The sequence below is a fragment of the Pseudomonas sp. CH61 genome (genome assembly GCF_059429415.1).
Genome location: NZ_CM182098.1, coordinates 448,929 through 461,261 on the forward strand (window position 1 = coordinate 448,929; position 12,333 = coordinate 461,261).

Genomic DNA, 12,333 nt, shown 5'->3' on the forward strand with positions numbered 1-12,333 from the left:
GGAGCCGGCCGTCTTATAGATGCAGCAAGACTAGTGCGCGGCTCCGAGGTCGACAAATTCTAAATACTGAAGGCAGCGTTCGATTAAATAGATGGCTTGCGTCCGCCGTGAGGTTGCTCACGGGCCACGGTCAGGAATGGGTCGACAAGAGCGGGGCGCGCAGTGCCACGGCGCCAGGCCAGACCGACGTCGAGGGTCTGGTTGAGGTCGGCGATGGGCCGCGCTTCGATGATGTCGCCTTCCAGTGACCATGGGCGATAGGTCATGTCTGGCTGAATCGACACGCCCAAACCGGCGGCGACCAAGCTTCGCACGGCCTCGGTGGACGCGGTTCTCAGAGTGATTTTCGGTTGCAGCCCGGAACCGCGCCAGAAACGCTGGGCGTTGCGATCCATTTCATCGACGTTCAATTGAATCAACGGCTCGCGGGCGACATCGGCGAGGTTGATGCTGTCGTGTTCCAGCAATGGGTGCTGCGCTGGCAGCCACAAACGGTGCGGTGAGTGGGTCAGTACTTCAGTCTGCAAGGCGTGGCGATCTTCGAGGTTGGAGAGGATCAATACGCCGACATCGATCTCGCCGCTGACCAGCAAATGCTCGATGTAAGGGCGCTCGTCTTCCATCACGCGGATTTCGACGTTGGGATAGGCGCGTTGAAAACGGGTGAGCAAATCTGCCAGGTAATAACCGGCGACGAGGCTGGTCACGCCGACGATCAACTGCCCGGCGACCTGATCGGTGCTCTGTTGCAGGCTGCGCTTGGCGTTGTCCACGGTCGCGAGAATCAGGTGCGCCTGGCGTAGGAATTGATGACCTTGGTGCGTAAGTGTCATGCCCTTGGCGTGACGGCTGAACAGGCTGACGCCGATTTCCTCTTCCAGTTGCTGGATCGCCAACGTCAGAGTTGATTGGGAAATGAATGCAGTTTGCGCGGCGGCGGAGATCGAGCCGGTTTCGGCCACGGCGATGAAGTGACGAATCTGACGCAGGGTCATCATGAGAGGGGTACCCAGTGGGCGGTTTTTATAGATTGGCCTGAGTGTATATCTATTTTTTCGAAGGGCCTGCGCCTGCTGAGCAACATCTGGAAGCACACTCGCAGGTCGGGCAGGGGCACTTTCGAACTAGGCTGAGGGCCTTATAGATCCGGATAACCCCTGTTTTGGAGGCGGAACATGAACACCCGTGGATTGCTCGATCAACTGCTCAAGTCCGGCCAGGATCTGTTGCAGAACAAGGCTGGCGGAACGCAGAACAAACCGGCTGCCGGTGGCTTGGGCGGTTTGCTCGGCGGCGCGTCTGGCTCCGGTGGCCTCGGCAGTCTGCTGTCGGGTGCAGGTGGTGGCGCGTTGGCCGCAGGTGCCATGGGCCTTCTACTTGGCAGCAAAAAGGCCCGCAAGGTCGGCGGTAAAGTCGCGATCTACGGTGGCCTCGCTGCGCTGGGCGTGCTGGCTTACAAGGCCTATGGCAACTACAACGCGCAAAAAGGCACCGCACCACAACGCGAACCACAAACCCTTGATCGCCTCCCGCCCGCGCAGGCCGAGCAACACAGTCAGGCCATTCTCAAGGCGCTGGTTGCCGCCGCAAAGGCTGACGGCCACATCGATGACCGCGAACGCCAACTGATCGAAGGCGAGTTCACCAAGCTCGACAATGATCAGGAGCTGCAACACTGGCTGCACGCCGAACTCAACAAGCCTCTGGACCCCACCGATGTCGCACGTGCGGCGAGCACGCCGGAGATGGCGGCGGAGATGTACATCGCCAGCGTGATGTTGGTGGATGAGGAGAACTTCATGGAGAAGAGCTATCTGGATGAACTGGCACGGCAGTTGAAGCTGGAGCCGGGGTTGAAGGTGGAGCTGGAGAAGCAGGTGCGGCTGGCCTCTGTGTAGAGACGGCGTGCTTCAACAATCGCAAATCCCCTGTGGGAGCGAGCCTGCTCGCGAAAGCGCCGGGTCAGACGACATCGATGTTGACTGTTCCGGCCTCTTCGCGAGCAGGCTCGCTCCCACTGGTTACTCCGACGGACACGGAGCCTGCTCGCGATGAAGTTTTCAGCCTCACTACACAAACCATGGCCGATCCATCGCCCCTTTTTGCGATTACCCCACTGGCACGCCCACCCGCAATTGTCGGACAGTCCCACTCCAGAGCCCTCCCGCCGACCAACGCGTACAGGCCCGAAGGTTACAAAGCGTCTTATAAATGAAACACCGCCCTCGGCTATACTCCCCGCATTTCGATCAGGCACGAGGAATCACTGTGAAGAACTGGACGTTGCGCCAACGCATTTTGGCGAGCTTTGCGGTGATTATCGCCATCATGTTGCTGATGGTCGTCGTCTCTTATTCGCGACTGTTGAAGATTGAAACCAGTGAAAACAGCGTGCGCGATGACGCGATTCCCGGCGTCTATTACAGCTCGATGATCCGTGGCGCCTGGGTCGACAGCTATCTGCAGACGCAAGAACTGCTCGGGCTCAAGGAAGGCGAGGGGATTTCCAGCGAGGACGCGGCGGACTACAAGGCTTTCGAGGCGCGTTTGCAGGAGCAGATGGCCAACTATCGCAAGACCATGGCGACCGACGAGGATCGTCTCGAGTTCGCCGCGTTCGAGAAGTACCACGACGCCTACATCCAGATTCAGGATGCCGTGCTGGACCTGCACAAACGCAATCTGGAAGCGGACGCGGTCAGGATGTTCCACGACAAGCTGACGCCTGCCTGGTACTCCGGGCGCATGAAGCTCAACGACATCATCGGCGAAAACAAGAGAGTCGCCGATCAGGCCATGAACAATATCGATGATGCCGTGGCGGCTGCCAAAGTCAGCATGTTCATTTCCCTGCTGGTCGCCGTGTTCGCCGCCGGCCTGTGTGGTCTGTTGTTGATGCGCGCAATCATGGCGCCGATGAACCGCATCGTGCAGATTCTCGAAACCATGCGCACTGGCGACCTCAGTTCGCGCCTGAACCTTGAGCGCAAGGACGAGTTCGGCGCAGTGGAAACCGGCTTTAACGACATGATGACCGAGCTGACTGCGTTGGTGTCGCAGGCACAGCGCTCGTCGGTGCAGGTGACCACCTCGGTGACCGAGATCGCCGCGACCTCCAAGCAACAGCAAGCCACCGCCACCGAAACCGCCGCGACTACCACCGAGATTGGCGCGACGTCCCGTGAAATTGCGGCAACTTCGCGCGATCTGGTGCGCACCATGACTGAAGTGTCCACCGCCGCCGATCAGGCCTCGGTGCTGGCCGGCTCCGGTCAGCAAGGTCTGGCACGCATGGAAGACACCATGCATTCGGTAATGGGCGCGGCCGATCTGGTCAACGCCAAACTGGCGATCCTCAATGAGAAGGCCGGCAACATCAACCAAGTGGTGGTGACCATCGTCAAGGTTGCCGACCAGACCAACCTGTTGTCGCTCAACGCGGCGATTGAAGCCGAGAAGGCCGGCGAATACGGTCGCGGTTTTGCCGTGGTCGCCACCGAAGTGCGACGCCTGGCGGATCAGACCGCTGTCGCCACTTACGACATAGAACAGATGGTGCGCGAAATCCAGTCGGCGGTATCTGCCGGGGTGATGGGCATGGACAAGTTCTCCGAAGAAGTGCGTCGCGGTATGTCCGAAGTGCAGCAGGTCGGCGAGCAGCTGTCGCAGATCATCCATCAAGTGCAGGCGCTGGCGCCGCGGGTGTTGATGGTCAACGAAGGTATGCAGGCCCAGGCCACCGGTGCCGAGCAGATCAACCATGCGCTGGTGCAGTTGGGCGACGCCAGCAGCCAGACCGTCGAGTCGCTGCGTCAGGCCAGTTTCGCCATCGACGAACTGAGCCAGGTGGCCGTCGGGCTGCGCAGCGGCGTTTCGCGATTCAAAGTCTGATGAGCGAAATCATCGCCAAACGCAGCGCCGCGCAGGTGGCGAAGCCGGCGTTGTTCCTGCTGTTTCGCATCGGCAGCGAGCGTTACGCCCTGCGCGCCACTGAAGTCGCGGAAGTACTGCCGCGCCTGCCGTTGAAGCCGATCGCCCGGGCGCCGCAGTGGGTTGCAGGCGTTTTCGCCTATCGCGGTGCGGTAGTGCCGGTGATCGACCTCAGTGCGTTGACCTTTGGCCATCCCGCCGAGGCACGCACCAGCACCCGCTTGGTACTGGTCAATTATCGGCCGGATGAAGCGCAGCCGGCGCAATGGCTCGGGCTGATTCTCGAACAAGCCACCGACACCCTGCGTTGCCATCCGCAGGAGTTTCAGCCTTACGGCCTCGACAATCGCGAGGCGCCTTACCTCGGCCCGGTGCGCGAAGATGCCCAGGGATTGGTGCAATGGGTGCGGGTCAATGACTTGCTTGATGACGCCGTGCGCCGTTTGCTGTTCCCCGATCCGCCGCTGAATCCGGCGCAGCTTGAGGCGCAGGCATGAGCAGCGATCAGCGCTTTTTCGACTTTCTCAAGGAACGCATCGGTCTCGATGTCACCTCGGTTGGCCCGGCGATCATCGAGCGCGCCGTGCGTCAGCGCACGACGCTCTCGCAAGCTGCGCATGCCGATGAGTATTGGCTGTTGCTGCAAGGCTCGCGGGAAGAACAGCAAGCGCTGATCGAGGCGGTGATCGTCCCGGAAACCTGGTTTTTCCGCTATCCGGAATCCTTCGCGACGCTGGGCAAACTGGCGCGTAAACGCCTTGGCGAACTGAACAATATGCGTGCGCTGCGCATCCTCAGTTTGCCGTGTTCCACGGGCGAAGAACCCTATTCGATTGCCATGGCCTTGCTCGATGCCGGGCTCAAACCGCATCAGTTCAAAGTCGACGGCATGGACGTCAGCCCACTGTCGGTGGAGAAGGCGCGGCGTGCGCTGTACGGCAAGAATTCGTTTCGCGGTCAGGATCTGGACTATCGCGACCGGCATTTCACTGCTGAGCAGGAAGGCCATCGAGTCAATGACGATGTGCGTGAGCAAGTGCGTTTGCAGGTCGGCAATGTGCTCGATCCGACGCTGCTGGCCAGCGAGCCGGCGTTCGATTTCGTGTTCTGCCGCAACCTGCTGATCTACTTCGATCAGCCGACCCAGAAGCAGGTGTTCGAAGTGCTCAAGCGCCTGACCCATTTCGATGGCGTGCTGTTTATCGGTCCGGCCGAGGGCAGTCTGCTCGGGCGTTTGGGCATGCGTTCGATCGGTATCCCGCAATCCTTCGCGTTCAGTCGCCACAACGATCCGCACCCCGAGCCGTTGCCGACACCTAAACCCGTGGCGGTACCTGTCAGTCAACCGCCACGCAGCACGCCGCCACCGGTGCTGCGTCAGCGACCGTTTGCCGCCGTGACGCCACTGCCAACCGCCAGCAAAAGCGCCAACCCGGACGCAGCGACCCTGCTGGCCAACATCGCCGCGCTGGCCAATGAAGGCAAAAGTGCCGAAGCCCGCGCCGCCTGCGAACAGTATTTGCGCAGCCACGAACCGGTGGCTCAGGTGTTTTACTGGCTCGGTCTGCTCAGCGACGTCGCTGGCCTGACCCTCGAAGCCCAAGGTTTCTATCGCAAAGCGTTGTACCTCGAACCGCAACACCCCGAAGCGTTGATGCACTTGGCCGCGCTGCTGCAGGCTCAGGGCGATACAGCGGGTGCCAGACGATTGCAGGAGCGCGCCGCCCGCAGCGGGCGCACCGCCGACAGTGAGCGTAAACGATGATCCCGTCCGACACCTTGAACGTCACCCACGAAGACGCACGGGCCATCGACGATTGCTGGAACCGCATCGGCATTCACGGCGACAAGTCCTGTCCGCTGCTGGAAGAGCATATTCATTGCCGCAATTGCTCGGTGTATTCCGCCGCTGCCACGCGTCTGCTTGACCGATATGCCTTGCAGCAGGACGAGCGCGATCCGGTGGCGATCGCCGTGGAAAGCGATGTGAAAACTCGTTCGCTGTTGATGTTCCGTCTCGGCGAAGAATGGCTGGGGCTGGCGACGCGCAGTCTCGTTGAGGTCGCACCGCTGCAGGCGATTCACTCATTGCCGCACCAGCGCTCGCGGGCCTTGCTTGGTGTGGCGAATGTGCGCGGCGCGCTGGTGGCGTGCCTGTCGCTGGTCGAGTTGCTTGATCTGGATGGCAGCGTTACGCCGATCACCAGCGGGCGCATCATGCCGCGCATGCTGATCATCGCCGCCCATGGCGGGCCGGTGGTGGTGCCGGTGGATGAGGTTGACGGCATTCATGCCATCGATGAGCGCATTCTCGATGCCGCCTCGCAATCCGGCGCGCAAGCCAGCGCCAAATATACTCGTGGCGTTCTGCAATATCGCGGTCGCAGCCTGCGTTGGCTGGATGAAGAACAGCTGTTGTCCGCCGTGACCCGGAGCCTCACATGACCCCCGAGCAAATGCGCGACGCCTCCTTGCTGGAGCTGTTCAGCCTTGAAGCCGAAGCCCAGACCCAGGTGCTCAGCGCCGGGTTGCTGGCGCTGGAGCGCAACCCGACCCAGGCTGATCAACTGGAATCGTGCATGCGTGCGGCGCACTCGCTCAAAGGTGCGGCGCGAATCGTCGGCATCGACAGCGGCGTCAGCGTCGCCCATGTCATGGAAGATTGTCTGGTCAGCGCGCAGGAAGGGCGCTTGCTGCTGCGGCCCGAGCATATCGATGCGTTGTTGCAGGGCACCGATTTGCTGATGCGCGTTGCTACGCCGACGAATGCGCCGAAGCCGAGTGATATCGACGCTTACGTGGCGTTGATGGCGAGTTTGCTCGATCCGTCGGCGCCGCCGGCAACGCTGATTGCACCGCCGATGGCCGAGTTGCAACTTCAAGCGCCGCCGGTCTTTGAACCCGCGCCAGCTCCGATCATGGACGCGCCGGTTGAGCCTTCCGAGCCGACGCCCCGCAAAAACAAACGCACCACCGAAGGTGGCGAACGCGTCTTGCGCGTTACCGCCGAACGCCTGAACAGTCTGCTCGATCTGTCGAGTAAATCGCTGGTGGAAACCCAGCGCCTCAAGCCGCATCTGGCGACTATGCAACGCCTCAAGCGCATGCAGAACAACGGCCTTCGCGCGTTGGAAAACCTCAACGTCCATCTCAAGGAACACGCGCTGAGTCTTGAAGCGCTCGAAGCCTTGGAGGACGCACGGCGTTTGCTCGCCGAATCCCAGCAACTGCTGAGCGAGAAAAACGCCGAACTCGACGAATTCGCCTGGCAGGCCAGTCAACGTGCGCAGGTGCTCTACGACACCGCGCTGGCCTGCCGCATGCGGCCCTTTGCCGATGTGCTTACCGGTCAGGTGCGCATGGTCCGGGATCTGGGTCGCAGCCTCGGCAAACAGGTACGCCTGGAGATCGAGGGCGAAAAGACCCAGGTCGATCGCGACGTGCTGGAGAAACTCGAAGCACCGCTGACGCATTTGCTGCGCAACGCTGTCGATCACGGCATCGAAACCCCTGAGCAGCGTCTGCTTAAAGGCAAATCAGAAGAGGGCCTGATCCGCCTGCGCGCCTCGCATCAGGCCGGCCTGCTGGTGCTGGAGTTGAGCGATGACGGCAATGGCGTCGACCTGGAGAAGGTCCGCCGCAGCATCGTCGAACGACAGTTATCCCCAGCGGAAACGGCGGCGCAGTTGAGCGAAGAGGAATTGCTGACCTTCCTGTTCCTGCCCGGTTTCAGCTTGCGTGACACGGTCACTGAACTGTCCGGGCGCGGCGTCGGCCTCGATGCCGTTCAGCACATGGTTCGTCAGTTGCGCGGTGCGGTGGTGCTGGAGCAGACGGCGGGCGAGGGCAGTCGCTTTCATCTGGAAGTGCCGCTGACCTTGTCGGTGGTGCGCAGTCTGGTGGTGGAAGTCGGCGAAGAGGCGTATGCCTTCCCACTGGCGCACATCGAGCGCATGTGTGATCTGGCCCCCGCAGACATCGTGCAGGTCGAAGGCCGCCAGCATTTCTGGCACGAAGGCCAGCATGTCGGGCTGGTTGCGGCCAGTCAGTTGCTCAACCGCCCGGGCAGCCAGAACAGCGGCGAAACCCTGAAAGTCGTGGTGATCCGTGAGCGCGATGCGGTGTATGGCGTTGCCGTCGAACGCTTCATTGGCGAGCGCACCCTGGTGGTCTTGCCACTCGATGAGCGTCTGGGCAAAGTGCAGGACATCTCCGCCGGCGCTTTGCTTGACGACGGTTCGGTGGTGCTGATCGTCGACGTTGAAGACATGCTGCGTTCGGTGGACAAACTGCTCAATACCGGTCGCCTTGAGCGCATCGCCCGTCATGGCAATCAGGCCGCCGAGGCCGCGCGCAAGCGGGTGCTGGTGGTCGACGACTCGCTGACCGTGCGCGAGCTGCAACGCAAACTGCTGCTCAATCGCGGCTACGACGTCGCGGTGGCGGTGGACGGCATGGACGGTTGGAACGCGCTGCGTTCGGAGGACTTCGATTTGCTGATCACCGACATCGACATGCCGCGCATGGACGGCATCGAACTGGTCACTCTGCTGCGCCGCGACAATCGCCTGCAATCGCTGCCGGTGATGGTCGTGTCGTACAAGGATCGCGAAGAGGATCGCCGCCGTGGACTCGATGCCGGCGCCGACTATTATTTAGCCAAAGCCAGTTTTCATGACGACGCCCTGCTCGATGCAGTGGTCGAGCTTATCGGAGGAGCGCGGGCATGAAGATCGCAATCGTCAACGACATGCCCATGGCGGTGGAGGCGCTGCGCCGGGCGCTGGCCTTCGAGCCGGCGCATCAGGTGGTCTGGGTCGCCCGCAACGGCGCCGAAGCGGTGCAACTGTGCGCCGAAAATACCCCGGATCTGATCCTCATGGATCTGATCATGCCGGTGATGGACGGCGTCGAAGCCACCCGGCGGATCATGGCCGAAACCCCGTGCGCCATCGTCATCGTCACCGTCGACCGCCAGCAGAACGTGCACCGGGTCTTTGAAGCCATGGGTCACGGCGCATTGGACGTGGTCGATACCCCGGCCCTCGGCGCCGGCGACGCTCGGGAAGCCGCAGCACCGTTACTGCGCAAGATCCTCAATATTGGCTGGCTGATCGGCGACAAAGCGCCGCGCTCACGTCCCGCGCCGACGCCTCCGCGCAGTTCGGGGTCGCGCCAGCGGCTGGTAGCGATCGGTTCCTCCGCAGGCGGGCCGGCGGCGCTGGAGCTGCTGCTCAAAGGCTTGCCCAAGGATTTCTCGGCAGCCATTGTGCTGGTGCAGCACGTCGATCAGGTGTTTGCTGCCGGCATGGCCGAATGGCTGGCCGGCGCCAGCGGCCTCGATGTGCGTCTGGCCCGCGAAGGCGAACCGCCGCAGGCCGGCGCGGTGCTGCTGGCCGGGACCAACCACCATATTCGCTTGTTGAAAAACGGCACGCTGGCCTACACGGCCGAGCCGGTCAACGAAATCTATCGGCCCTCGATCGACGTGTTTTTCGAAAGTGTCGCCAGTTATTGGACTGGCGACGCTGTCGGGGTTTTATTGACCGGGATGGGACGTGACGGCGCGCAAGGGCTTAAGCTCATGCGTCAGCAGGGTTACCTGACCATCGCGCAGGATCAGCAAAGCAGTGCGGTGTACGGCATGCCCAAGGCCGCTGCGGCCATTGATGCCGCCGTAGAAATACGTCCACTGGAAAGAATAGCGCCAAGATTGCAGGAGATTTTCCCCAAATGATCAGGTCAATCCGCAATCCTGGCCCCCGCAGTACTCAGGTGACCGCCCATGAATGACTTACAGATCGACGACATTAAAACCGACGAAAACGCCGCCATGGTGTTGTTGGTGGACGATCAGGCGATGATCGGCGAAGCGGTGCGCCGTGGGCTGTCGAATCAGGAAAACATCGACTTCCACTTCTGCTCCGACCCGCAGCAGGCCATCGCGCAGGCGGTGCGGATCAAACCGACAGTGATCCTGCAGGACCTGGTGATGCCCGGCCTCGATGGCCTGAGCCTGGTGCGCGAATACCGCAATCATCCAGCGACCAAGGACATTCCGATCATCGTCCTGTCGACCAAGGAGGACCCGCTGATCAAGAGCGCGGCGTTCTCCGCCGGGGCCAACGATTATCTGGTGAAACTGCCGGACACCATCGAACTGGTGGCGCGCATCCGCTATCACTCGCGCTCGTACATGACCTTGCTGCAACGCGATGCTGCATACCGTGCGTTGCGGGTCAGCCAGCAGCAATTGCTCGACACCAATCTGGTACTGCAACGCTTGATGAACTCCGATGGCCTGACCGGGCTGTCCAATCGCCGCCATTTCGACGAGTACCTGGAACTGGAGTGGCGCCGCTCGCTGCGGGATCAGAGTCAGTTGTCGCTGTTGATGATCGACGTCGATTACTTCAAGTCCTACAACGACAGTTTTGGTCATGTGGAAGGCGATGAAGCGTTGCGCAAGGTCGCCACGGCGATCCGCGAGGCCAGCGCACGACCGTCGGATCTGCCGGCGCGTTATGGCGGTGAGGAGTTTGTGCTGGTGCTGCCGAACACCTCGCCGGGCGGCGCGCGGCTGGTGGCGGAGAAACTACGGCAGACCGTGGCGTCGCTGAAGATTCCGCACAATACCCCGGCGGAAGGGGCGAGTCTGACGATCAGTATTGGTCTGGCGACCATGGTGCCGCAGGCGGGCAGTGATTGCCGTTTGCTGATCTCGGCGGCGGATCGTGGCCTTTACCTGGCTAAAAACAACGGGCGTAACCAAGTCGGGATCGAGTAACGGCTTTCCCTCACCCCAGCCCTCTCCCGGAGGGAGAGGGGGCCGACCGAGGTGTCTGGCGCTGTACATCGACCTGATCGACCGAGTCGATTATGGACCTTCAAGCTTGGCGATTCCGGATTCGGCATAACCATTTCAAGTCGGCGTACCTCCCGAGCATCCCCCAATCAGTCCCCTCTCCCTCTGGGAGAGGGCTAGGGTGAGGGCAGGCCCATACGCCAATTTCCGCCTGAAAGCCTTGGCGATCATGGATTCGGCAAAGCCCTTTCACGTCGGCGTACCTCCCGAATATCCCCCGATCGGTCCCCTCTCCCTCTGGGAGAGGGCTAGGGTGAGGGCTGGCAATCTTGACTCAGACAGAAACCTCAAGCCATTCCCCCCCGGAGCCGCCAGACGGGCTGCCGTCACAGCCTGATTACGTTATACTCGCCGGCTTTCAAAAGTTCGCCAACGAGTGCTGCCCGTCATGGAAATCAACCCGATCCTGAACACCATCAAGGACCTGTCCGAGCGCTCCGAAACTATTCGGGGGTATCTTTGACTACGATCAAAAGCATGAGCGTCTGACTGAAGTCAATCGCGAGCTTGAAGATCCGAGCGTCTGGAACAAACCTGAATACGCCCAGGAACTGGGCCGCGAGCGCGCCGCGCTGGCACAGATCGTCGATACTCTCGACGAACTGAACGGCGGTCTGGCCGATTGCCGCGATCTGCTGGACATGGCCGTCGAAGAAAACGACGAAGGCGCAGTGGGCGATGTCGTCGCCGAGCTGGCCCGTCTCGAGGAAAATCTGGCCAAGCTGGAATTTCGCCGCATGTTCAGCCATGAAATGGACCCGAACAACGCGTACCTGGACATCCAGGCCGGTTCCGGCGGCACCGAAGCCCAGGACTGGGCCAACATCCTGCTGCGCATGTACCTGCGCTGGGCGGACAAGCGCGGTTTCGATGCGACCATCATGGAACTGTCGGCCGGTGAAGTCGCTGGTATCAAAGGTGCGACCGTGCACATCAAGGGCGAATACGCCTTTGGCTGGCTGCGTACCGAGATCGGCGTGCACCGTCTGGTGCGCAAGAGCCCGTTCGACTCCGGCAACCGTCGTCACACTTCGTTCTCCGCGGTTTTCGTCTCGCCAGAGATCGACGACAAGGTCGAAATCGAAATCAACCCGGCAGACCTGCGGATCGACACCTATCGTTCCTCCGGTGCCGGTGGTCAGCACGTAAACACCACCGACTCGGCCGTACGTATCACTCACGTACCGACCAACACCGTGGTCAGCTGCCAGAACGAACGTTCCCAGCACGCCAACAAAGACACCGCCATGAAAATGCTGCGGGCCAAGTTGTACGAGCAGGAAATGCAGAAACGCAACGCCGCGTCGCAAGCGCTGGAAGACACCAAGTCCGACATCGGCTGGGGTCACCAGATTCGCTCGTATGTGCTTGATGCGTCGCGGATCAAGGATCTGCGCACCAACATCGAACGCAGCGACTGCGACAAGGTACTCGACGGTGATATCGACGAATACCTGTATGCCAGCCTGAAATCCGGGCTGTAAAAGACGCAATACAGCATCGGCTGCTTCAATCCGATCCCTGTAGGAGCCAGCCTG

Annotated in this window: 10 protein-coding genes; 9 read left to right on the top strand and 1 reads right to left on the bottom strand. The window is 61.3% G+C overall.

Features of this window, described 5'->3' with window-relative positions:
* Nucleotides 1–83 precede the first annotated feature (83 nt).
* Complete coding sequence (locus AC5SEM_RS01960; RefSeq protein WP_007949637.1) at nt 84–998, bottom strand: LysR family transcriptional regulator; 915 nt, start codon at nt 996–998, stop codon at nt 84–86.
* Between the two features lie 177 nt (nt 999–1,175).
* On the opposite strand from AC5SEM_RS01960, the gene AC5SEM_RS01965 reads away from it, so the two are divergent.
* From AC5SEM_RS01965 to prfB, 9 genes are all read left to right on the top strand, one after another.
* On the top strand, nt 1,176–1,898 hold the full coding sequence (locus AC5SEM_RS01965; RefSeq protein WP_495472061.1) for a tellurite resistance TerB family protein: 723 nt from the start codon (nt 1,176–1,178) through the stop codon (nt 1,896–1,898).
* Nucleotides 1,899–2,268: 370 nt separating this feature from the next.
* Nucleotides 2,269–3,891: a methyl-accepting chemotaxis protein gene (locus tag AC5SEM_RS01970; RefSeq protein WP_116028711.1), complete on the top strand. Its 1,623-nt coding sequence runs from the start codon at nt 2,269–2,271 to the stop codon at nt 3,889–3,891.
* Nucleotides 3,891–4,427, top strand: a complete 537-nt coding sequence (locus AC5SEM_RS01975) for a chemotaxis protein CheW (protein WP_495472062.1) — start codon at nt 3,891–3,893, stop codon at nt 4,425–4,427. Before AC5SEM_RS01970 ends, AC5SEM_RS01975 begins: the two co-directional genes overlap by 1 nt.
* Complete coding sequence (locus AC5SEM_RS01980; protein ID WP_495472063.1) at nt 4,424–5,695, top strand: CheR family methyltransferase; 1,272 nt, start codon at nt 4,424–4,426, stop codon at nt 5,693–5,695. The genes AC5SEM_RS01975 and AC5SEM_RS01980 overlap by 4 nt, the downstream gene beginning before the upstream one ends.
* Nucleotides 5,692–6,375, top strand: coding sequence for a chemotaxis protein CheW (locus tag AC5SEM_RS01985; protein WP_495472064.1), 684 nt, complete (start codon nt 5,692–5,694; stop codon nt 6,373–6,375). Before AC5SEM_RS01980 ends, AC5SEM_RS01985 begins: the two co-directional genes overlap by 4 nt.
* Nucleotides 6,372–8,660 (top strand): hybrid sensor histidine kinase/response regulator, encoded by a 2,289-nt coding sequence (locus tag AC5SEM_RS01990; RefSeq protein WP_495472065.1) that lies wholly within the window; start codon nt 6,372–6,374, stop codon nt 8,658–8,660. The genes AC5SEM_RS01985 and AC5SEM_RS01990 overlap by 4 nt, the downstream gene beginning before the upstream one ends.
* Nucleotides 8,657–9,667, top strand: coding sequence for a chemotaxis response regulator protein-glutamate methylesterase (locus tag AC5SEM_RS01995; protein WP_495472066.1), 1,011 nt, complete (start codon nt 8,657–8,659; stop codon nt 9,665–9,667). Before AC5SEM_RS01990 ends, AC5SEM_RS01995 begins: the two co-directional genes overlap by 4 nt.
* A 48-nt stretch (nt 9,668–9,715) precedes the next feature.
* Nucleotides 9,716–10,717, top strand: a complete 1,002-nt coding sequence (locus AC5SEM_RS02000) for a response regulator (RefSeq protein WP_077571285.1) — start codon at nt 9,716–9,718, stop codon at nt 10,715–10,717.
* A gap of 466 nt (nt 10,718–11,183) precedes the next feature.
* A protein-coding gene (gene prfB / locus AC5SEM_RS02005) for a peptide chain release factor 2 (RefSeq protein ID WP_102900567.1) occupies nt 11,184–12,279 on the top strand; the annotation gives its coding sequence in 2 pieces (ribosomal slippage) (nt 11,184–11,255 and nt 11,257–12,279; 1,095 coding nt in all).
* The last annotated feature ends 54 nt before the right edge of the window (nt 12,280–12,333 follow it).